The sequence below is a fragment of the Acidimicrobiia bacterium genome (assembly GCA_040881685.1).
GTDB lineage: Bacteria > Actinomycetota > Acidimicrobiia > IMCC26256 > PALSA-555 > SHVJ01.
The window spans coordinates 82,591-104,640 of sequence record JBBECS010000036.1 but is presented as its reverse complement, the minus strand read 5'-3'; the positions used below and the strand labels follow the sequence as shown (position 1 = coordinate 104,640).

Genomic DNA, 22,050 nt, shown 5'->3' with positions numbered 1-22,050 from the left:
GCGGGAGCATGGGGTCGATGGAACGTCTCGTAGGCAAGGTCGCGCTCGTCACCGGCGCGGCGGGTGGGATCGGATTCGAGACGGCCAAGCTCTTCGCGGCTGAAGGTGCACGCGTCGTGGTTGCCGACGCCGACACGAAGAACGGGCCGAGCGCCGTCGAAGCTCTGCGCGCCGATGGTCGTGACGCGGCATTCGTAGCGGCCGACGTGTCCGACGAAGATCAGGCCCGGGCGATGGTCGACTTCACGGTGCAGACGTACGGCGCGATCCACGTGCTGTTCAACAACGCCGGCATCATGCCCGCCGATGACGGCGGCACCACCGAGACAACCGTGTCCACATGGGACCGCGTGATGGGCGTGAACCTGCGTGGCGTCTGGCTCGGCTGCCGTCACGGAATCCCCGCGATATTGGAGTCGGGCGGTGGTTCCATCGTGAACGCGGCTTCGATCGTCGCGCTCATGGGCGCGGCCACCGCTCAAATCGCGTACACCGCCAGCAAGGGTGGAGTGCTCGCGATGACCCGCGAGGTTGCCGTCGAGTACGCCCGCCAAGGGATTCGCGTCAACGCCCTCTGCCCGGGACCGATCGACACTCCCCTGCTCGCGGAGCTGCTCAGCGAGCCCGCCCAGCGGGCGCGGCGGTTTGTGCACATCCCGATGGGGCGGCTCGGGCAGGCCCACGAGATCGCGAAGGCTGCGCTGTTCCTCGCGTCCGACGAGTCCTCGTTCATGACCGGCTCCGCGCTCGTCGTCGACGGTGGCATCACGGCCGCGTACGTGACCCCGGAGGACCTGGAATGACCAACCAATCTCGCGGGCGCCTGAATGCCGAAACGATCACACGGCTGGTCGCCGACGGTGACGTCGACACCGTCCTCGTCTGCTTCCCCGACCTCCAAGGCCGACTCATCGGCAAGCGCGTCACCGGACACTTCTTCTGCGACCACGTCTTGGACGACGGCATCGAGGCGTGCAACTACCTCCTGGCCGTCGACATCGACATGACCCCTCTGTCCGGTTACGAGTACACGAGCTGGGAGCAGGGCTACGGCGACTTCGTCTGCCGCCCTGACCTGGGGACCATGCGTCGGATCCCGTGGCTCGAGAAGACCGCGCTCGTCCTGTGTGACCTCGAGACTGAAGACGGCGCTGCGGTCGAGGTCTCGCCCCGCCGAATGTTGCGCAAGCAGATCGAGCGTGCGGCGGCGATGGGCTACACGATCAACTGCGGGACCGAGCTCGAGTTCTTCCTGTTCCGCGACTCGTACGAGGAAGCGGCTGCAAAGGGGTACTCGAACCTCGACGCGCACTCAGCGGTGATCGAGGACTACCACATCTTCCAGACGACCCGAGACGAGTACCTCATCCGCGCCATGCGCAACGGCATGGACGACGCGGGCGTCCCGGTGGAGTTCTCGAAGGGCGAAGCCGGCCGCGGCCAGCACGAGATCAACCTCCGATACGCCGACGCACTCGAGATGGCTGATCGCCACGTGATCTACAAGAACGGCGTCAAGGAGATCGCGGCGTTGCAGGGTCGCGCCGTCACCTTTATGGCTAAGTACGACATGAATGAATGCGGTTCGTCCTGCCATGTGCACTCGAGCGTGTGGGATGCGGACGGCACGACGTCGTTGATGTGGAGCGACGATGGCGCTGACCACCTCTCCGACGTGTTCCGCGGTTGGCTCGGGGGGCTCGTCGCGCACAGCGGGGAGCTCGCATGGCTGTTCGCGCCCACGGTCAACTCGTACAAGCGCTACCAGCCCGGGTCATGGGCACCGACCGCCCTCGCGTGGGGACGCGACAACCGAACGTGCGGCTTTCGAGTGGTCGGCCACGGCGCCGGCTACCGCGTGGAGTCACGGATCCCTGGTGCCGACTGCAACCCGTACCTGGCGCTCGCCGCAACGATCGCAGCGGGCCTGCACGGCATCGAGCACGGTGAAGGGCCGCCGCCGCGCTTCGACGGCAACGCCTACGACGCTCCAGACGTGGCGCGCGTGCCATGGAACATCGTCGACGCGATCCATGAGCTCGAAGCGAGCGAGATCGCGGTCAAGGCGTTCGGTCATGACGTGCACCACCATTTGGTGAACACGGCCAAGCAGGAGTGGGCGGCGTTCGGCCAGGTCGTGACCGACTGGGAGCGCCGCCGCAACTTCGAGCAGTTCTAGGGCCCGAGGTCCCGATCGGTTACGAGCTGTACTTCGCGCGCAGCTCGTGCTTGAGAACCTTGCCCGAGGCATTGCGCGGGAGCGCCTCGACGACTTCGAGCTGCTCGGGAACCTTCTGGCGAGTCAGGCCCTTCTCGGAGAGGAAGTCGAACAGCTCGGCGAGCGTCGGCGCGTTCTCCCCCTCGGCGAGCACGACGACGGCGCACGCGCGCTCGCCGGTGCGTGGATCGGGAAGGCCGATCACCGCGGCGTCGGCAATCCTTGGATGCGTGAAGAGAAGGTCCTCGACCTCCTTCGCGGAGATGTTCTCGCCGTGACGGATGATCACGTCCTTCAAGCGGCCGGTGATGCGTACGTGCCCGTCGGTTCGGACGATGCCAAGGTCGCCGGTGCGGAAGAACCCGTCCTCGTCGAAGGCCTCAGCGTCGAGCGATGAATCGAGGTAGCCCTTGCACACCATCGGTCCCTTGACGCGCAACTCGCCTTCCTCGCCGGTGGCGGCTTCGGTGCCGTCGAGCTTCACGACCCGGATCTCCACGCCGGGCGTCGCCGGACCCTCGGTCTCTGCGAGCTGCTCGTCGGTCGCGTGGATCGAGTTCATCGTGAGGATCGGTGCCTCGGTGAGCCCCCATCCCGACTGGACGCCGACGCCGCCCAGCTCCGCCTTCACGTCGTAGTGCAGCTGGGGTGGCTTCGGTGCGCCGCCGCCGGGGAACGCCCGCGCGTGCGGGAAGAGCGGTGTGTCGGGTTGCTGTCGCTGGGCGGCCAGGTATGCCATGTGGAACGGCGTGCCCGCGCCGGGCAACGTCACGCGCTCTCGCTGGAGCATCGGGATGGTGGTCGCCGGGACGAACGACTCCACGAACAGCGCAGTGGCACCGGTGAGCGCCATCGTGTACAGCCAGCTGATGCCACCGATGTGCGTGAACGGGAACACCATCGCGGAGCGGTCTTGGGCGGTCACGTCGGTCGCTGCGATCATCCCGGCGGCGGACGCGCGCACTGTGTAGTCCGTATGGCGCGCACCCTTCGGGTCGGCGGTGGTGCCCGACGTGTAGAAGATCCAACGAACGGGTGCGTCGGCGGGATCGCTCGGCGCGGGCGGTGGCGGCAACGTCGCCGGGTCACCCTCTGGCAGGCTGCGATCGCAGACCATCACCTCCATGCCGATCTGATCCCTGGCTATGTCGCGCGCTTCGTCGGCATATCCACGGTCGCGCCACACCGACGGCACGATGAAGAGCTTGGCGCCGGTCTGGTTCGTGATGAAGCGCATCTCCCGGGGTCCGAGGATCGGGAGGATCGGGTTCTGGACCGCGCCGAGGCGCGCGAGCGCGGCCACGAGCACCGCCGACTCGAGCCACGTCGGCAGCATCCACGAGACCGGGGTGTCGGTCGTGACGCACTTCGCGTGGAACCCCGCGGCGGCGCGTTCGGCCGCGTCGCGGAACTCCTTGGCCGTGAACGAACGCCCCTCCTCGTCGACCGCCACCTGATGGTCGGGCGTGAGTCGCGCCCGCTCCTCCACCATCCCCCAGAGGCCGAGCTTCTCGTCCACTAATTCCGCTCTTGGCCCTGTGGGCCGGGCCGCTCGGGCCCCGGCTCGCTGCGGCGCAGGGTACCTGCGCCGCGGGCGCTCGCCTCTGGCACCTCCATCAGCCGCACGTGATGCCACCGTCCATCGAGACGATCTGGCCGACCATGTAGCGCCCCTCTTCGGATGCGATGAACGCGATGAGGCCAGCCTGCTCCTCGGGCTCGGCGTAGCCGATCGGCGAGGTGATCGCGGCGAAGTCCTGGGCGGTCGCGCCCTCGGGGAATCCGAAGGTCTGGATCATCGGCGTGTTCATACCTCCGGGAGCGATCGCATTCACCCGCACGCCGCGGGCGCGGTACTCGACACCCAGCGCGCGCGTGAGGTTCACGACGCCCCCCTTCGACGCGCAGTAGGCGGCCGAGTACGGCTGACCCATGAGACCGGCGTTAGAGGCCACATTGACGATCACGCCCCCACCGTCGAGCAGGTGCGGGAGCACCGCGCGGCACATGAGGAACGTGCCCGTGAGGTTCACGCCGATGATGCGGGCCCAATTCTCGGCCGTCTCTTCCTCCGAGCGCACGAAGGTCCCGACACCGGCGCAGTTGACGAGCACCTCGGGCCGACCGAGATCTCCGGCAGCAGCCGTCACCGTCGCCTCGACTGACGAGAAGTCGCTCACATCGACCGCGAACGCCCGACCCGAGCCACCGTCGCTCTCGATGGCGGCGGCAGTCTCCTTCGCGGCTCGTTCGTTGACGTCGAGGGTGGCCACCTTGGCCCCCTCAGAGGCAAGGCGGACCGCGGTCGCGCGCCCGAGTCCGGAACCAGCACCGGTGACGATCGCCACTCGGTCGGTGAAGCGCGCCATGAGTGCCCCCTTGCGTCGGTCGAGGCGCGAAATCTAATGCCTCGTCAGATTCTCCGGCAATGGGCCGGTACAGTCCGGCGCGTGTCGGGAACGCGCCTTGTCGCCGATCTCCTGCGCGACGCCGCGGCCGCGGAACCCGAACGCGAGGCATACGTGCACGCGGGCAAGCGCGTCACCTACGGCTGGCTCGACCGGGCCGCTGACGGGTTCGCCGCCACGCTCCTCGATCACCGGGTGAGCCGCGGTGATGTGGTCGTGCTGCTCCTCCCGTCTTCGATGAAGTTCGCGGCGTGCTACCTCGGCGCGCTTCGGGTCGGCGCGATCACCTCGGCCGTGAACCTGCGGCTGGGACCGGCGGAGCAAGCGAGCATCATCAGCCGCGCGGAGCCGAAGGTGACGGTCGTCGGCGACGGCGCGTCGCTGCCTGCAGGCCCCGATCCCGGTCACGTGCTCCCCGTCACGGAGCTCAAAGATGCGTTCGAGGCCGATCCGCCGACGCGGCTGCCGAACCTCGACGCAGCCGACCCGACCTGCATCGTGTGGACGAGTGGGACGACGGGCGCACCGAAGGGCGCGGTCTACGACCACGAGCGTCAGGCCGCGATCTCTCGCAACATCGGCGAGCTGACCCGACCCGGCGATCGCCGGCTCTCCGTGCTGCCGTTCCCCCACGTCGGTTACATGACCCGCGTGTGGGATGAGCTGGCCAACTCGACGACCGTCGTGCTGGCGGGCGAGCCGTGGTCGGCGACCGAGAGCCTGCGGCTGATCCGCGAAGAGGGCATCACCATGGCCACCGGCGTGCCGACGCAGTGGCAGCTCGTCCTCGAGCACCCCGACCTCGAAATCACCGACTTCTCGGGTTTGCGAGTCGCGGGGCTCGGTGCCGCCGCGATCCCGCCGGAGCTCGTCCGGCGGATGCGCGAGACGTTGGGTTGTCCGGTACTCACGCGCTACACGAGCACCGAGGCGGGGGTCACCACGAGCACGCGCATCGGCGACTCCGACGACGTCGTCGCGACAACCGTGGGCCGCCCGGCGCCCGACGTCGAGGTGAAGATCACTGCGCCGGCCGACGGCCACACCCTCCCGGACGGCGAAGTTGGCGAAGTGCTGAGCCGGTCCCCCGCGATGATGACCGGGTACTGGCGGGATCCCGAGCTGACGGCGACGGTCATCGATGACGAGGGCTGGCTGCACACCAGCGACCTCGGGTACGTCGGCGACGACGGCAACCTGCGCATCGTCGGGCGCCTGAAGGAGATGTACATCCGCGGCGGGTACAACGTGCATCCGTCCGAAGTCGAAGGAACCTTGACCGAACATCCTCTGATCGGGCGGGTCGCCGTCGTCGGTATACCCGACGCGGTGCTCGGCGAGGTCGGGGTCGCGTTCGTCGTACCGGCCGACAACACAGCGCCGGGCGCAGTCGATGCCGATGCTCTGCGCGCTTGGTGTCTAGATCGGATCGCGGACTACAAAGCACCGGATCGAGTGGTCGTCGTGGACGCGCTGCCAGTGACGGCCATGCTCAAGGTCGACAAGGCTGCACTCGTGGAGATGGCCCAGAAAGAGGAGACCTCGTGAACGTCTCAGAGAAGCGGTACCAGCGTCCGGACGTACCTCGTGACGATCGAAAGATCCGCGTCGGATCGCTGCTGTACACGATGGTCGAGCCACGGAAGGGCCACGAAGTCGCGTACAACCGCTGGTACGAACGCGACCACTTCTATGCCGGTTGCATGGTCGGCAAGTGGCAGTTCGCGGGCGCCCGGTACATCGCAACGAAGGAGTGCAAGCAGCGTCGTTACCCCAAGGACTCGCCCGTCACGCCCGACCCCATGATCGGCTCGTACCTCGCCGTGTACTGGGTGCTCGACGAGCACCACGACGATTGGAACGTGTGGGGGGTCGAGCAGGTCAACTGGCTGCATGCCAACGACCGGATGTTCGAAGAGCGCGATCACATCCACACCGGGCTCTACGAGTACGCCGGCGAGGCAAACGCGCCAGGGAGCACGATGCCGGTCGAGCTCGCGCTCGATCGTTCGTACGCGGGGATGATCACCCTCATCGGCGAGATGGCCGACGGTGTCGACGCAATCAAGGTGACCGCTTGGCTCCAAGCGCTCCCCTGCCCCGGCGACGTGGCGCTGGTCGGCACGCCGTTGCCGCTCCGAGGCGATCGCCCAGCCGATGTACCCGACACCCAGGCTGCCGACCGCGTGCTGATCATGGCGTGGGTGGAGAGCGACCCGATCGCAACGTTCGACAAGGAGTTCGCCGGGCTCGGCGATTCGTTCGCGGCAGCCGGGCTCGGTCAGATCGTGTTCGCGTCGCCGTTCCTGGCCACCGTGCCCGGCACCGACACTTATACCGATCAACTTTGGTGAGAAGTTCTACGCCTCGAACGTCGTGCTGTTCACTCGGATCGGGATGCCGATCAGCTCTTCTTTCGTGCCTTGCTCCGCGAGCTCGGCGTCTTCGGCGATCGCCACGCACCGATGACCATCGGGATCGTCGGCGATCGCGACCACGCTCGTCGGCTCGTCGCCGTCGTACATGACCGTGTACGTGGCGATCGTGGCCGGTCCTTGGTAGTTCGTGATGCTGTCGATCGTCGCGGTCTGGGCCTTCGCTTCAGATGCGAGATCGGCGACGACCGGTCCGTCGCCCCGGGGCGAGGTTGACCACGCCGACAAGCCGGGCTTGGTGAGCAAGCCACTCACCGCACCGACGAGCCCCGTGTCGCCGGGGTGCTCGCGAACCCGGGCGGCCATCTCGGCAGTCTCGTGCAGCACGAAGCTGTTCAGCGGTCCGCCCGCGAAAGCCATGCCACCGGTAATCGTGGGAACGCTGTCGGTCGGGAACCCGAGCTCACGCTGCTGTACGCGCACCGCGACCGGGAAGCAGCTGTAGAGCTCCGCGTGTTCGATGGTTGCCAGCGGTCGACCGAGACCGAGTGCCGCGACGCGCCCCAGCGTGCGCATCGCCGGCCATGCATGCATCTCGCGCCGACGCGAAAGCGAGACTGCTTGCGTCGACTCGAGTGCCACGTGCGGAAAGACCCACCGCTCGGGATCGATCCCGTGCGCGCGCGCCGCGTGGGCCGAGCAGAACACCAGCGCCACGGCTTGATCGACGTTCATCTGGGTGACATGCCACTTGTTGTAGGGGAACGCGATCGGCCGATTACCCGGGCCTGGCTCCCGCAGGAAAGCGGCGCTGCGCTCGCCGGGGAACGCAGCGCGCGGGTTGGCTCGGGCGACCTCGTTGAAGCCGGCGTACAGGGCGGCGACTTCGTCACGATGCTCGTCGAGCGTTCGCCCTTCGGCGTGGCGCAATGCGTTCTCGATCAGCGCGTACTGCTGGATGGGCAGGACGATCCGTGCTTCCCGTTCGGACGGCGCCATCAGCTCCTCGGCCACCGCGAGCGGGCGCTCCTCGTCGGGCTCGATCGAGCTCTGGTCGCGCTCCGGGAGATCGATCCCGGCGCGCCGGGCGAGCATCTGGCGGCGCCTGGCCTCACCACCCACCACCATCGCCACCTCGAGGTCACCGCGCATGATTGCGTGCAGCGCCTCGTTGATCAGGCTCTGCTGCGGGATCCCGAGCGAGGCACGCACGGGGTGCGCGTCGTCGGCACCGACGTGCTGCGCAACGAACCGCCCCGGCGCCGAATACGTCCACGTTCCCCGGGGCACCAGGATCCGCTCGACCGCAGGCAGGAGCTTGGCCGCGTCAGCATCGGCTCCTGCGGCATCGGCGGCCTGCGTCATCAGCTCGAGCACGTCGACCGCCTGCACGGGGTCGTCGACGTCCTGCATCGCGAAGCCCACACCGACGAGCACGGGATAGCGGCCTTCGATCGACATGAGGAGCGAGGCTACTGTCCGCGCCTTCGCATGCTGCTCGATCATCACCTACGCGGCGCCATCACCGACACGGCGCGCGTCGCGCGCGAGCTGGAAACGGCCGGCTTCGACGGTCTGTACACCGCCGAGGCGGCACACGAGCCGTTCTTTTCACTCGCGTTGGCCGCCGAGCACACCACCCATGCCACGCTGTTCACGAGCATCGCGATCGCGTTCGCGCGGAGCCCCATGGATCTCGCGCAGATGGCCGACGGCCTGCAGCGACTCTCCGGTGGGCGGTTCGCACTCGGGCTTGGCTCACAGATCCGCCCGCACATCGAGAACCGATACTCGATGCCGTGGACCGCGCCGATCCCGCGGATGCGCGAGATGGTGAGCGCGATCAAGGCCATCCAGCACACCTGGCAGGACGGTGCCCCGCTGTCGTTTCGCGGTGAGCATTATCAGCACACGCTGATGACCCCGTTCTTCGACCCGGGGCCGAATCCGAGCGGGCCTCCCCCGGTGTGGGTCGCCGGGCTCGGACCTCGCATGACGGCTGCCGCGGCCGAGACCGCCGACGGCTTGCTCGTTCACCCGTTCCACTCTGAGCGGTACTTCCACGAGTCGGTCGTGCCCACGGTCGAGGCCGGGCTGAAGAACACCGTCCGCGCGCGCGGTGAGTTCTCGCTCTCGGCGACGCCCATCATCTGTACCGGCCGCAACGACGAAGAAGTCGAGCGCGCAGTCGCCGGCGTGAACGTGCTGCTTGGCTTCTACGGATCGACCCCGTCGTATCGCGTCACGCTCGACGCGCACGGCTGGGGCGACCTCCAGACCGAGCTCAACCGGCTCACGAAGGAGGGTCGCTGGGACGTGATCCCCACGCTGATCGATGACGAGGTGCGCGAGACGATCGCGGTTTGCGGCAAGCCGGCCGAGATCGGCGGGCTCGTGGCCACGCGCTACGGCAGTCACGTCGACCGTGTCGGGCTCTCGATGCCCTACGAGACACCGATCGAGACCTTGGGGCTCGTCGTCGACGGGTTCCGAGCGTGAAGACCGGGCTCGAGGGGCGCGTCGCGCTCGTGACCGGTGCCGGACAAGGCGTTGGCGCCGGCATCGCGAGAGCGCTCGCCGCGGAGGGTGCCGCCGTCGCGGTGAACGACGTGCACGCCGAGCGCGCGGATCGGGTCGTGGCCGAGATCAACGCGGCCAGCGGACGTGCCGCGCCAGCCGTCGCCGACGTCACCGACCTCGATGCCGTCCGAGCGATGGTCGCCGACACCGAGCGCTCGCTTGGCCCCATCGACGTGCTCGTGAACAACGCCGGCGTGCCTGAAGGTTTCGCACTGCGCCGCTTCCGCGAGATGCCAGTCGAGGACTGGGACAAGTTCATCCGGCTCAACCTCTACGGCGTGCTCCACTGCATCCATTCGGTCGTGGACGGGATGGTCGATCGCGGATGGGGACGCATCGTCACGATCTCCTCGGAAGCCGGCCGCATCGGCGTCGGGTTCGGCATCTCGATCTACGGCGCGGCCAAGGCCGGCGCCGTCGGCTTCTCGCATCATCTCGCCACCGAGCTGATCGGCACCGGTGTCACGGTGAACTGCCTGTCGCTCGGGCTCATGGCGGTGGATGCCGACGACGCGCGCCGCCCACCGCCGCCGACCGCGCGCCTGGGTCGACCCGACGACGTCGCCGCCGCGGTGTGCTATCTCGCGTCGGATGCGGCAGAGTGGGTGACCGGCCAGACCTTGCCGGTCAACGGCGGCCACACCACCAGCTGATAACCCTTGAACTTGGAGATGACAATGCCCAAGGGAGTGTTCCTCGCACTGGCGAACGCGGCGAACGACGACGTTCACGATGACTTCAACCAGTGGTACGACGACGTCCACGCCAAGGAAGTGCTCGCGCTCCCCGGCGTGAAGTCGTGTCGGCGCTTCAAGCTGGCACCCGTGCAGATCATGCCGGGCGATGATGCCGCCGGGCGCCGCTACCTCGCGCTTTACGAAGTCGAGGTCGACGACTGGCAGGCGTTTGCCGACGCCCAGATGCAGGCCTTCGCCGACGGGAAGATCACGGTGAATCCCGATCTCCTCCAACTCGACCCGATGGTCATGACGATGGTCTTCGAGGAGATCTCCCCCGAGGTGCAGGCCTAGCGCAGGCTGACCATCACGGCGACCATCTTCACGGGGTGGTCGTTGCGGTTACGCCACGCGTGACGGGTGTTGCGCTGCACCACGCAGTCGCCGGGATGCAGCGTGACCTCACCGGTGTCGAGCTCGAGACTGATCTCGCCTTCGAGCACCATCACGTAGTCGATCGTCTCGGTGGTGTGGAAGCCGTCGGCCTCCATCCCGTCGATCTGCCCGACCGCGTTCTTCATCGCCTCGCGCATCTGTGTGTCGGGCGGCACCTCGAACACGCGCCACGCGGTGCCGCCAGCAGGTGGCTCCAGCACCATCATCCCGTCCTGTGGGTCGACGACGGCGCCGAGCCCCTTCACCGGATCGGTGACCCACACCTCCGCCCAGCGATCGCCGCCGAACGCGTCGCCGTCGGACAGGAACGTCGACCGACCCTGATCGTCGATCCCGGTCACCACTCTTCGCACCATGCGGCGCATGCTGCCAGAGCGGTCAGGCGTCGGCCACCGCGGGGAGGATGTCGCTCGCGAAGACGTCGATCCCGGCGCGCAACTCGGCGCGAGTGTCTCCCGGAACCGTGATGCACGCGTAGGTGACGCCGGCTCGGGACAGCTCTTGAATGTTGTCGATCACCGCATTCGGCTGCACCTTGGCGTTCGTGAACATGTCCAGCCCCATCGGCATGAACGCGACCTCGAGTGGGTTCGTGCGGCCGACGGACGCAGCGTGGGCCTTCGCCTCGTCGATGCGGGCCTGCAGGTCGGTGACGCTCTCGATGCCCGGGGTTCGCAGACGAGCGCTGGCCTTCGCCGGGCTTGGCATGGGCACCCAGCCATCCGCGAGCTCGACCGCGCGGCGCATCGCTCGACGCGAGTTGCCGCCGACCCAGATTGGCGGCCCGCCGGACTGAGCCGGCGCCGGCAACATCGTGTTGCCGGCCGCGCGGAAGTGGCTCCCCTCCATCACGACGCTCTGCCCCGTCCACGCGGCGCGCATCGCGGTGATCGCCTCGTCGGTGAGGTCGTTGCGTTCGTCGTACGGCACGCCGAGGGCGGAGAACTCGCCTTCCATGTAACCCGCGCCGATCCCGAGGATGACCCGACCCCCGGACAAGGCGTCGAGGGACGCCACCGTGTTCGCGATGAGGAACGGGTTGCGATACGCCAGGATGCAGAGGTTGGTCTGGAGTCGGACGCGTGTCGTGGCCGCGGACGCGAGCGCGAGGCACACGAACGGGTCCGGCGCATGATGACCGCCAGTCGCCAGCCAGCGATCCTCTGGGAACGGGTGCTCGGTGACGAAGACGGCGTCGAACCCCGCGCTCTCCGCCGCGATCGACAGCTCGGCGATCGCAGCCGCGCCCGCGAACTCGTCGAAGTGTTCGACGCGATGCACGGGAAGCTGCACCGAGACGCGCATTCAGCCGCCTTGCTTCATTCCAGCGCCACACCCTCGAGTGCGATGGCCAGGTCGTCGCCCGGGTCGGCCGAGCTGTGCTCGCGCAGCGGGTTCTCACGCATGAGCAACGCGAGCACGATGCCGATCACCGCGACGGGAACGCAGGCCAGGAACACCGTGTGCAAGGAACGTGAGAACGCCACGGCGACATCGTGCTTCACGCCAGGCGGGAGTCCTCGAAGCGTCTCGGGGCGCCCGCGCAGCTCAGCCACCGTGAGCCCGAAGCGGGCCGGCACGAGGCGGTGGAGCCACACCGCGAGGCGGTCGTTGAAGATGCTGCCGAGGAGCGCGAGCCCGACCGCACCGCCGAACTGCCTTCCGAACATCGACATCGACGTGGCGACGCCGATGTCGCGCAGCTCGACGGCGTTCTGGATGGCGAGGATGAGGACCTGCATCGAGAGGCCCATGCCGAAGCCGAGGACGGCGCCTGCTGCCAAGGCTTCCCACGCCGCTGCGCTCGCGTCGAGGCGCAGCAGGAGCAGCACACCCCCGGTTGCGACCACGCCACCGATGATCGGGTACACGCGGTACCGGCCGGACCGCTGGATGAGCCGCCCGACGATCATCGTCCCGATCACGGATCCGAACATCAGCGGGATCAGGTAGAGACCCGCGTCCGAGGGGCTCACGCCCCGCACGAACTGCAAGAACGCGGACACGAAGTACAGCGCGGCAAAGAAGATGAGGCCGGCAGCGACGTTGGAGAGGAGTGCCACCCGTGCCACTGACAAGCGGAACACGCGCGGCGGCAAGATGGGTTCGACGGCGCGCCGCTCGCGAACGATCAAGGCGGCGACGAGCGTGATGACTGCAACCGCGAGGGCGACGATGAGTGCGGAGCCCCACGGCTCGCGGGAGCCGCCCCAGCTCGTCAGCAGGACGATGCACGTCACCACACCGACTGACAGTCCAGCACCGGCCCAGTCGATGCGATGAACGTTGCGTCGCGCGGGGAGGACGAGCCGTCGCAGCACGATCGTCAGCGAGATCGCACCAAGGGGAAGGTTCACGAGGAACGCCCACCGCCAGGACGCGTGCTCAGTGAATACGCCACCGAAGAGCGGGCCCGCGACGCTGGCGAACGCGAACACGAACCCTGAGTAGCCGATCCACCGTCCGAGCTGCCGCGCAGGCACGAGGTCCGCGAGCATCGCCATCGGGAGCGAGACGAGCCCGCCCGCGCCGATACCCTGCAACGCGCGGAACAGGATGAGCCCCGTCATGGACTGCGCCGAGCCGCACAGTGCGGAGCCGAGCAGGAACAGCACCATCGCGACGGCGAAGATGCGTTTGCGCCCGTAGAGGTCGCCGAGCTTCCCGTAGAGCGGCATGCTCGCCATGCCCCCGAGCAGGTACGCGGTCGTGATCCACGAGAGGTCGCGGAGGCCGTGCAGGTCGCCCACGATCGTCGGGGTGGCCGTGGCCACCATCGTCGTGTCGAGGGCGGCCAGCGCGTTGCCCAGCATCAGGCCGACGAACACGATCACCACCTGCGGCGAGCTCCGCTCGGGCATACGATGCGGATCGTAGAACCTGTTCTAATGATCAGGCAGTGAGGGGGGCCCGTGGCCAAGTTCACGCGTGACGAGATCGAGAAGGCGTTCCAGCACTTCCAGGACACCGCCGACCGCTCGGCCAAGAGCGGCGACTGGCGCGAGTGGTCGGAGTGCTTCACCGAGGACGCCGAGTACTACGAGCACCACTACGGGCGGATGCAAGGTCGCCAGGCGATCTACGACTGGATCCAGGCGACGATGACCGAGCCTCTGTTCGCGGAGATGCGCGACTTCCCCATCGACTGGTACATGGTTGACGAGGAGCGCGGCTGGATCATGTGCCAAGTGGCGAACGTCATGGACGACCCCGGCGACGGCAGCGACCACCGGGAGTACAACTGGACGCTCCTGAGGTACGCAGGCGACGGGCAGTTCTCCTACGAGGAGGACATGTACAACCCCAACGAGTTTGGCGAGATGGTGAAGGGCTGGCTGGACATCAAGAAGAAGGCCGGGAAGAAAAACTAGAACGTGTTGCACTTTTGGGGGACCGTCGCTACGATTCCCCCGGTTCGTCGGGCCGAGGTAGGAGCGCTCCATGGAGTTCGGGATCTTCAACAGCCTCTACACGCCGCGACAGGCGTACGAGGGCGTCGACGACCAGTGGTCGGTCGAGACGCAGCGCCTCTGGAACGAGATCGACTGGACGGTCGCCGCCGACAAGGCCGGCTTCAAGTACTCGTGGGTCACCGAGCACCACTTCCTCACCGAGTACTCGCACCTCTCGGCCAATGAGGTGTTCATGTCGTACGCGCTCGCCAAGACCGAGCGCATGCACATCGGGAGTGGCATCATCAACGTCACGCCGCCGGTGAACCACCCGGCCCGCATCGCCGAGCGCGTGGCCATGCTCGACAAGCTGGGCGAGGGCCGCTTCGAGTTCGGCATGGGCCGCGGTTCGTCGTCGACCGAGCAACGCGGCTTCGGCATCGACGACCCGGAGCTGACCAAGGAGATGGTCGCCGAGGTCATCCCCGAGTTCAAGAAGATGTGGCGCGAGAACTCGTACAAGTTCGACGGCAAGTTCTTCAAGATGCCGCCCCGCAACGTGCTGCCCAAGCCGTTCAGTGATCCGCACCCGCCGATGTGGGTCGCGGCCGGCAACCCAGGCACGTTCGAGATGGCCGCGCGCATGGGCATCGGTGTGTTGTGCTTCACGATGGGCACACCTGAGCAGCTCGCACCGTTGATCGAGGTCTACAAGAACACCATCGAGAAGGCCGAGCCCGTCGGCGAGTACGTCAACAACAACATCATGGTGACGAGTCAGATGCTCTGCCTCGAGGACGGACAGAAGGCTCGCGACGTCTCGGTCAACATGACGTCGCGCTACCAGAACAGCCTGGTGTTCCACTACCTCGACACGTTCCCCTCCCCGCCGGGCCTTCCCGCCTGGCCGGACCTCATCCCCGAACCGACGCCGGCCGAGCTCGACGCCGACATCGCCGCGGGCAACGTGTGCATCGGGACACCCGAAGAAGTCGAGAAAGCCGTGAAGCGCTACGCCGACTGCGGCGCCGACCAGCTCGTCTTCGGGATGCTGTCAACCACGATGCCGATCGAGACGTGCATCGAGGCCACGGAGACCTTCGGCAAGCACATCATCCCGGTCTTCGACAAGGACCCGAAGCACTCCACGACGCGTCAGCGTGAGGAGTTCGTCGCCAAGCGCGGCCCGCGCACGAAGACCGAGCTCAGCAAGGCCATCGACAAGCTCCCGGTCACCTAGTCAGCGACCGATGGGCGAGCTCGACGGTCGGGTCGCGCTCGTCACCGGGGCCAGCCGCGGGATCGGTGCTGGCGTCGCACAGCGGCTCGCAGCCGAAGGCTCAGCGGTCGCGATCACGGCGCGGACTCTGAACAGCAGCCCCGACGCGCACCTCGCCGGTTCGCTGGATGAAACCCTCGAACTGATCCGAGCCGCCGGGGTACCTGGCGTCGCCGTGGCGGCAGACATCTCGGACGGTGACGACCGCGCTCGGATCGTGCCCGAGGTGGAAGCGGCACTCGGACCAATCGACGTGCTCGTGAACAACGCGGCCGCCGCCATGTACATGCCGAATGCGGAGATCCCGTTGAAGCGGCGTCGCCTCACGTATGAGATCAACGTGCATGCGCCGATGGACCTCGCGCAGGCCGTTCTTCCCGAGATGATCCGGCGCAAACAGGGATGGATCGTCAACATCTCGAGCGCAACATCGAAGCACCCGAAGGGTCCGCCCTTCGATCCCGGCTTCAAGGTGGGTTTCACGACCGGTACGTATGGGTCGTCCAAGGCTGCGCTCGAACGGTTCACGACCGGCTTGGCCGCGGAGGTCTACGGCGACAACATCGCGGTGAACTCGCTCGCGCCGGTCGCCGCGGTCCGCACGCCAGGTGCCGACATGCTCGTCGGCGATGTGATGGACGCCAATCCGAACATCGTCGAGCCGCTCGAGTTGTTCGTGGAAGCGGTGCTGGCGCTCGCAACCTGCGACCCAGCGGTCACGACCGGGCGCATCCTCTACTCCCGCCCGTTCCTCACTAACCTCGGTCGGGAGGTCCGGGCCCTGAATGGTGGACCGTTCGCTGGGTAAGACCTAGCAGGAGGTACCCCCATAGCCAAGCTCATCTACACCGCAATCACATCGCTCGACGGGTACATCGCCGACAAGGACAACAAGTTCGACTGGGCGGAGCCGGACGCGGAGGTACACGCGTTCATCAACGACCTCGAACGACCAATCGGCACGTATCTCTGCGGACGCCGCCTGTACGAGGTGATGGCGTACTGGGAGACCGCGCACACGCTCCCCGACCAATCACCCGTGGCGCTGGACTATGCACAGCTCTGGCAGGCAGCAGACAAGGTCGTGTACTCGACGACCCTCGCCGCGGCGTCCGCCGCCAAAACGAGACTCGAACGCGTCTTCGACCCCGCGACGGTCCGCGAGATGAAGGCGGGAGCCGATCGTGATCTCTCGGTCGGCGGTGCGCACCTCGCCGCCCAGGCGTTCGCGGCCGGGCTGGTCGACGAGTGTCACCTGTTCCTGAACCCCATCGTCGTGGGCGGCGGCAAGCGTGCGCTCCCCGACGATGTCCGCGTGGAGCTCGAGCTCCTCGACGAACGTCGCTTCACGAGCGGCGTGGTGCACCTCCGCTACGGCACGAAGGCGTAGGCGCGTCGAAGGGCGCCGCGACCTCGGTCAGCTGCGCTCCAGCCGCCAGCCGGATTTGACCATGTAGAGGCGGTGACGAGCACCGGGTGCGTCGAGGTCGCCTGACGCGTAACCCGCGTCACCACGCCAGAGCGCGGCCATCCCCTCGTCGTTGCGGCCCATCGCAGTCTCGAAGTACTCGGGCTCCCTGGCGTGGGCGTCAGCCATGAGCGCGTCGAGCGATTCGAACTCCGCGAGGTAGTGCAGGGTCACCCAGGTTGGTGGTGCGAGCTCGATCTCGAGCTTGTCGCGTCGAACGAGGGCGTCGCTCGGACGCATCCATGCTTCGTCATGGATCTCCCCCATGTCGATGGTGACTGCACCTTCCGGCGCCGGAGCGACGAAGAACCACGTCGCGAAGCGCTTCGGCGCCAACCCTGGCGGTGTCCAATGCGAGATGAACGCCAACGAGTCCTCGTCGACGACGAGTGCGGCCTCTTCCGTCGCCTCCCGCACTGCAGCTCGGCGCGCGGCGGCTTCAACGTTCTCGGTGTCTGCCCAGTCGGCATCGTCGATGCGGCCGCCAGGGAACACCCACATGCCTCCGAACGCGAGCTTCGAGTTCTTCTTCAGCATCAGCGTCTCGAGCTCGCCGTCGGCTTCGCGGACCAGGACGACGGTGGCCGCAGGGATCGGGTCGCCCTCTTCTCGGGTTCCCTCGCGGAACCAACGCTCGAAGTGTGTGCCGTCGCTCACGCGCTGGGCTCGCGCACGTGGAGCCCTGCGGCTCGGTAGATCGCATCGATCACCCGCATGTTGGCGATCGAGTCCGCTGGCGTTGTCGGGTAGGAAGCACCCTCTTGCACCGCGGCCACGAACGCCTTGAGCTGGTACCAGTACGTGGCCTCGCCCTTCACCTTCTCCTTGCGGCGCGCCTTCACCCCCGAGCGCGGATCAGTGGTGCGCACCACCACCTTGTGGAAGTACTGCGGGCCGGTCATGTTCACGATGTTCATCTCGCCATGCGACCCGGTGACCTTGCCGCGCAGACTCAAGAGTCGCTTCGACCACATCGAGGTCTCGATGCGTCCGGTGCGCCCGTCGGAGAAGCGCAGCTCAGCGTTCGTCGAGCCATCGACCTCGGGCTTGGGGCATTTCATCTCGGCCGAGACCACTTCGGGCTCCGCGCCCGCCAACGTGCGCAGCTGGTGCACGGTGTAGCAACCGGCGTCCATCAAGGCACCGCCCGCGAGGTCGAGCTGCCAACGGATGTCCTTGCCGGTAGGACCGAATGGCGGGAGCGGAAAGCACATTCGGGTCTCGATGCGGTGGATCTCACCGAGCTCGCCACTCTTGATGATCTCGAGCAATCGGTCGACGAGCGGGTGGTAGCGGTAGTGGAACGCCTCCATCACGACGAGACCCGTTCGGGTGGCGACGGCGGCAACCTGCTCGGCTTCCTCGGCGTTGGCAGTGAACGGCTTCTCGCAGAGCACGTGCTTGCCCGCCTCGAGCGCAGCGATCGTCCACTTGCCATGCAGACCGTTGGGTAGCGGGTTGTAGATCGCCTGGACGTTCGGGTCCGCGATGACCTCGTCGTACGTGTCGTGCACGGTCGGGATGCCGTGCTTGTTCGCCATCTTCTCGGCCCGGCTTCGGTCACGGGCGGCGATCGCAACGATCTCGGCTTCAGGGACGGTGGCGGCGGGCTTGAGCAACGCCATCGGCGTGATCTTGGCGGCTCCCAACGTCCCGATCCGCAGAGGTCCTGTCATGAGAGTCAATCTAGGAGCAGCCGAGCGAGTCCGCAGGACCGTCGCCCGGGCGACGAGCGAGCGCGGCCAGCATTTAGGCTCCGGACCGATGCTCACTGGCGTGCGGGTCGTCGACTGCTCTACCGGCATCTCTGGCGGGTATTGCACGAAAATGCTCGCCGACGCCGGCGCCGACGTGGTCAAGGTCGAACCGCGCGAGGGTGACCCACTTCGCACCTGGAGGTCGGGCGCGCTCTTCGAGTTCCTCAACACGTCGAAGCGGTCGATCGTCGGCGCGCCGGACGATTCCGACGTGCTCGATCTCTGCGCACGCGCGCACATCGTCATCGAGAGCGGCCAGCCCGGCGCGTTCCCGACCGAAGCGCTCTTCACGAAGCGTCCCGATCTCGTGATCACCTCGATCACGCCGTATGGCCAGGACGGGCCGTGGTCAGGGTGGGCCGCGACCGAGTTCACGCTCCAGGGCTGGTGCGGCTCGACCAGCTCACGCGGCCTCCCGGAGCAGCCTCCGATCGCGGCCGGCGGCCGCATTGGCGAATGGGTCTCTGGCACCTATGCCGCGGTCGGCGCGGTTGCCGCCGCCCGAACGGCTGCCCAGAGCGGAACTGGGGAGCACGTGGACGTGGCCTGGCTCGACTGCATGAGCGTGACCATGAACACCTTCACGTCGGTGTTTGCGGAGTTCGGTGGTTGGCCCGACATGCGCCGACCCATCCGCACAATCGAGATCCCGTCGATCGAGCCGAGCGCCGACGGATATGCCTCCTTCACCACCAACTCCGCACCCCAGTGGGCCGCGTTCCTCGTGCTCATCGGACGCGATGACCTCGACCACGACAAGGACCTCGCGAGCGCGATCGGCCGGTTCAAGCGCCGCGATGCGGCGCTCGAGCTGATCCGCGCGTACACGACGCAGCACACCACCGCTGAGCTGCTCGAGCTGGCGACGCTACTGCGCATCCCCTGCGGCCCGGTCGGTAACGCAGCGGTGGTCACCGGCTTCGACCACTTCGTCGACCAGGGCACGTTCGTACCGAACCCGAGCGGGCGCTTCGTGCAGCCGCGCGTCCCCTACCGGATCTCCGGCCTGTCGACACGCCCGTTCGACGCCGCGCCCGGCCTTGATGAGCACAGCGGAACCATCGAGTGGTCCGAGCCGGCGGCGCCGAACGCAGAGAAGCGCGCGCTCCCGCTCGACGGGATCCGTGTGCTCGATCTCACGGCGTGGTGGGCCGGCCCCGCGGCTACGACGATGCTGGGAAACCTCGGCGCCGACGTGATCAAGGTCGAGTCCATCACCCGACCCGACTTCATGCGCTACACGAGCACGAAGCCGCCGACCGAGGACCAGTGGTGGGAGTGGGCGCCTCTCTACCACGGCGCCAACAACTCGAAGCGCGGCGTCACGCTCGACCTCACCCGACCCGAGGGGCGCGCGCTGCTCTTGCGCATGGCCGAGGACGCCGACGTGATCCTCGACAACTTCACGCCGCGAGTGATGGAGCAGTTCGAGCTCGATTGGGAGCACATGCATGCCGTGAACCCGCGGCTGATCCAAGTGCGCATGCCCGCGTACGGCCTCGCTGGCCCGTGGCGTGACCGAACCGGCTTCGCCCAGACGATGGAGGCGATCACCGGCATGGCGTGGGTCACCGGGTGGCCCGACGGTCCGCCTGTGATCCCCCGCGGCGCGTGCGACCCGCTCGCCGCGATGCACGCGGTGTTCGCCACGATGCTCGCCCTTCGTGATCGCGAGGAGTGGGGGGAAGGCCGCTTCGTCGAAGTCACGATGATCGAAGCCGCGCTGAACGCTGCCGCCGAGCAAGTGGTGGAACACGGCGCGAGCGGCGACCTGCTCGAGCGCACCGGGAACCGCGGGCCGCTCGGAGCGCCGCAGAACCTCTACGCGTGTGCGGGTGACGAAGAGTGGCTCGCGCTCGCAGTCGTGACCGACGAGCATTGGGACGAGCTCTGTCAGGCGTTGGGTTCGCCCGATTGGGCCGACGATCCCGCGCTTGCGACCGCAGACGGTCGTCGCGGTGCGCACGATCACATCGACGAAGAGATCGCCCGCTTCTGCAAGGACCGCGATGCTCGCGAACTCGCTGAAGAGCTCGCCGCACGCGGCGTGCCGGCGGGATACGTCGCCGACGGCCGGGACATCGCAGTCAACCCGCAGATGGTCCACCGCGGTCTCTTCGAGATCGAGGACCACGCCGTCACGGGCCCACACAACATCCCGACCGTCCCGTTCCGATTCAAGCGCCACGACGACGCGTGGCTGCACCGGCCATCACCCACACTCGGCCAGCACAACGACGAAGTGTTGCGCGAGCTGCTCGGCCTCACCGATGATGAGCTCGATCAGCTGCGTGCCGACCAGCTGATCGGCGACCGACCGGTCGGAGCATGAGCACGCGCGCGACCGACGTCGACTGGGGCTGGGCGACCGAGTACGAGAGTGTCAGCGGCGAAGTGGCGATCTGCGGCGTCGGCGAGTCGGACCACTCGAAGGCGTCAGGACGCACGACGAGAGAGATCGTCCGGCAGGCCGTGGAGCGAGCCCTCGCCGACGCCGGCCTCGAGCCCACCGACGTCGATGGTCTCATGTACATCGGGATGCCCGACCAGCTCGATGTCGCCGGCTTCCATGAGTACTTCGGCACCAGCCACGAGATGTGGGAGTCGAAGGGCGGCGGTGGGATGACGCACGCGGCCGCAGCGCCGTACGAAGTCGCGCATGCGCTGCGCGACGGCAAGGCCAGCGTCGTCCTCAACACGTTCGGCGTCGCGTGGGCGACGCAGCGATCCCAGATGGTCGGCGGCCCCGGCGAGTCACATGCTCAGGAGCTGTTCAAGCAGAACCTCGAGATCCCAATGGGGTGGTTCCCCCAGCCCGTGTACTTCGCGACCGTGGCCCGTCGCCACATGTTCGAGTTCGGCACCACGCAGGAGCAGCTCGGGGCGATCGCGGTAGCTCAGCGACGGAACGCGAACCATACGCCGACCGCCGTCATGCACGCCAAGCCGCTGACGATGGAGCAGTACTCGAAGTCACCCACGATCGTGGCGCCGTTCCGAAAGGAGGACTGCTGTTTGATCTCCGACGGAGGCGGCGCGGTCCTCATGACATCGGCCGAACGGGCGCGCGACATGGCCAAGCCGCTCGTCGAGGTTGCAGGCGTCGGTCTCGGCAATTCGTCGACGGGCACGCACTGGGCCCAGCAGCCGGCGTTCACGTCAACGCCGCAGGTGTTCGCCGCGCCGGTTGCGTTCGACATGGCCGGCATCAGCCACGATGACGTTGATCTCTACACGTGCTACGACCCGTTCACGATCCACACGTTGATGCAGCTCGAAGACTCTGGCTTCTGCACCAAGGGTGAGGGTGGCGCGTTCGTAGAAGGTGACCGCCTCAACTTCGACTCGGGCAAGCTCCCGACCAACACGCACGGCGGACTCCTGTCGCACGCCTACGTCCTCGGCATCGCACACGTCGTCGAGGTCGTGCGCCAGCTCCG

At 67.3% G+C, this 22,050-nt stretch carries 21 protein-coding genes; 13 read left to right on the top strand and 8 right to left on the bottom strand.

The annotated features are described in order from the left end of the window. Positions 1-8: 8 nt before the first annotated feature. Together WEE69_08815 and WEE69_08810 are read left to right on the top strand one after the other, a co-directional pair. A complete protein-coding gene (locus WEE69_08815) occupies positions 9-803 on the top strand; it encodes a glucose 1-dehydrogenase (protein MEX1145391.1) in 795 nt (264 codons plus the stop codon). Continuing rightward, entirely contained in the window at positions 800-2,179 is a 1,380-nt protein-coding gene (locus WEE69_08810; protein MEX1145390.1) for a glutamine synthetase family protein, read from the top strand. Before WEE69_08815 ends, WEE69_08810 begins: the two co-directional genes overlap by 4 nt. Positions 2,180-2,198: 19 nt before the next feature. On the opposite strand, the gene WEE69_08805 is transcribed toward WEE69_08810, so the two are convergent. Together WEE69_08805 and WEE69_08800 are read right to left on the bottom strand one after the other, a co-directional pair. Next, positions 2,199-3,737 (bottom strand): AMP-binding protein, encoded by a 1,539-nt coding sequence (locus tag WEE69_08805; GenBank protein MEX1145389.1) that lies wholly within the window; start codon positions 3,735-3,737, stop codon positions 2,199-2,201. 97 nt (positions 3,738-3,834) lie between these two features. After that, positions 3,835-4,587 carry an SDR family oxidoreductase gene (locus WEE69_08800; protein ID MEX1145388.1) on the bottom strand — a complete coding sequence of 251 codons (753 nt, stop codon included), beginning with the start codon at positions 4,585-4,587 and terminating at the stop codon, positions 3,835-3,837. Between the two features lie 81 nt (positions 4,588-4,668). On the opposite strand from WEE69_08800, the gene WEE69_08795 reads away from it, so the two are divergent. Further along, positions 4,669-6,174, top strand: coding sequence for an AMP-binding protein (locus tag WEE69_08795; GenBank protein ID MEX1145387.1), 1,506 nt, complete (start codon positions 4,669-4,671; stop codon positions 6,172-6,174). Next, entirely contained in the window at positions 6,171-6,980 is an 810-nt protein-coding gene (locus WEE69_08790; GenBank protein ID MEX1145386.1) for a hypothetical protein, read from the top strand. Before WEE69_08795 ends, WEE69_08790 begins: the two co-directional genes overlap by 4 nt. 6 nt (positions 6,981-6,986) lie before the next feature. Here the strand turns inward: WEE69_08790 and WEE69_08785 are convergent, their stop codons facing one another. Next, on the bottom strand, positions 6,987-8,462 hold the full coding sequence (locus WEE69_08785; protein ID MEX1145385.1) for a hypothetical protein: 1,476 nt from the start codon (positions 8,460-8,462) through the stop codon (positions 6,987-6,989). Between the two features lie 30 nt (positions 8,463-8,492). Here WEE69_08785 and WEE69_08780 point away from each other — a divergent pair, with 30 nt between their 5' ends. Genes WEE69_08780 through WEE69_08770 form a run of 3 tightly spaced genes read left to right on the top strand, consistent with a single transcriptional unit; the run spans position 8,493 to position 10,612 of the window. Next, positions 8,493-9,500, top strand: a complete 1,008-nt coding sequence (locus tag WEE69_08780; protein ID MEX1145384.1) for a TIGR03617 family F420-dependent LLM class oxidoreductase — start codon at positions 8,493-8,495, stop codon at positions 9,498-9,500. Next, positions 9,497-10,234: an SDR family NAD(P)-dependent oxidoreductase gene (locus tag WEE69_08775; GenBank protein MEX1145383.1), complete on the top strand. Its 738-nt coding sequence runs from the start codon at positions 9,497-9,499 to the stop codon at positions 10,232-10,234. Before WEE69_08780 ends, WEE69_08775 begins: the two co-directional genes overlap by 4 nt. 18 nt (positions 10,235-10,252) lie before the next feature. Beyond that, positions 10,253-10,612, top strand: a complete 360-nt coding sequence (locus tag WEE69_08770) for a hypothetical protein (GenBank protein MEX1145382.1) — start codon at positions 10,253-10,255, stop codon at positions 10,610-10,612. On the opposite strand, the gene WEE69_08765 is transcribed toward WEE69_08770, so the two are convergent. The 3 genes from WEE69_08765 to WEE69_08755 are packed head-to-tail and all read right to left on the bottom strand — an operon-like array spanning position 10,609 to position 13,575. Continuing rightward, positions 10,609-11,070 carry a cupin domain-containing protein gene (locus WEE69_08765; protein MEX1145381.1) on the bottom strand — a complete coding sequence of 154 codons (462 nt, stop codon included), beginning with the start codon at positions 11,068-11,070 and terminating at the stop codon, positions 10,609-10,611. The two genes, WEE69_08770 and WEE69_08765, sit on opposite strands and share 4 nt — an antisense overlap. A 22-nt stretch (positions 11,071-11,092) precedes the next feature. Further along, a complete protein-coding gene (locus WEE69_08760) occupies positions 11,093-12,019 on the bottom strand; it encodes an LLM class F420-dependent oxidoreductase (protein ID MEX1145380.1) in 927 nt (308 codons plus the stop codon). A 14-nt stretch (positions 12,020-12,033) separates the two neighbouring features. After that, complete coding sequence (locus WEE69_08755) at positions 12,034-13,575, bottom strand: MDR family MFS transporter (GenBank protein MEX1145379.1); 1,542 nt, start codon at positions 13,573-13,575, stop codon at positions 12,034-12,036. Between the two features lie 51 nt (positions 13,576-13,626). Between WEE69_08755 and WEE69_08750 the strand changes: the two genes are divergently transcribed. From WEE69_08750 to WEE69_08735, 4 genes are all read left to right on the top strand, one after another. After that, positions 13,627-14,085: a nuclear transport factor 2 family protein gene (locus WEE69_08750; protein ID MEX1145378.1), complete on the top strand. Its 459-nt coding sequence runs from the start codon at positions 13,627-13,629 to the stop codon at positions 14,083-14,085. 70 nt (positions 14,086-14,155) lie between these two features. Then, the gene (locus WEE69_08745; GenBank protein MEX1145377.1) at positions 14,156-15,346 is read left to right on the top strand and encodes an LLM class flavin-dependent oxidoreductase; all 1,191 of its coding nucleotides are present in this window, start codon (positions 14,156-14,158) and stop codon (positions 15,344-15,346) included. Between the two features lie 10 nt (positions 15,347-15,356). After that, positions 15,357-16,193 (top strand): SDR family NAD(P)-dependent oxidoreductase, encoded by an 837-nt coding sequence (locus WEE69_08740; protein MEX1145376.1) that lies wholly within the window; start codon positions 15,357-15,359, stop codon positions 16,191-16,193. Positions 16,194-16,214: 21 nt separating this feature from the next. Continuing rightward, positions 16,215-16,775 (top strand): dihydrofolate reductase family protein, encoded by a 561-nt coding sequence (locus WEE69_08735; protein ID MEX1145375.1) that lies wholly within the window; start codon positions 16,215-16,217, stop codon positions 16,773-16,775. A gap of 27 nt (positions 16,776-16,802) precedes the next feature. Here WEE69_08735 and WEE69_08730 read toward each other — a convergent pair whose 3' ends face one another. Beyond that, a complete protein-coding gene (locus WEE69_08730; GenBank protein ID MEX1145374.1) occupies positions 16,803-17,510 on the bottom strand; it encodes an NUDIX domain-containing protein in 708 nt (235 codons plus the stop codon). After that, complete coding sequence (locus tag WEE69_08725; protein MEX1145373.1) at positions 17,507-18,529, bottom strand: Gfo/Idh/MocA family oxidoreductase; 1,023 nt, start codon at positions 18,527-18,529, stop codon at positions 17,507-17,509. Before WEE69_08725 ends, WEE69_08730 begins: the two co-directional genes overlap by 4 nt. A gap of 88 nt (positions 18,530-18,617) precedes the next feature. Here WEE69_08725 and WEE69_08720 point away from each other — a divergent pair, with 88 nt between their 5' ends. Together WEE69_08720 and WEE69_08715 are read left to right on the top strand one after the other, a co-directional pair. Next, the gene (locus tag WEE69_08720; protein MEX1145372.1) at positions 18,618-20,942 is read left to right on the top strand and encodes a CoA transferase; all 2,325 of its coding nucleotides are present in this window, start codon (positions 18,618-18,620) and stop codon (positions 20,940-20,942) included. Continuing rightward, positions 20,939-22,050: thiolase family protein (locus tag WEE69_08715; protein ID MEX1145371.1), on the top strand; the 1,112-nt coding region annotated here is incomplete at its 3' end. The genes WEE69_08720 and WEE69_08715, both read left to right, overlap by 4 nt.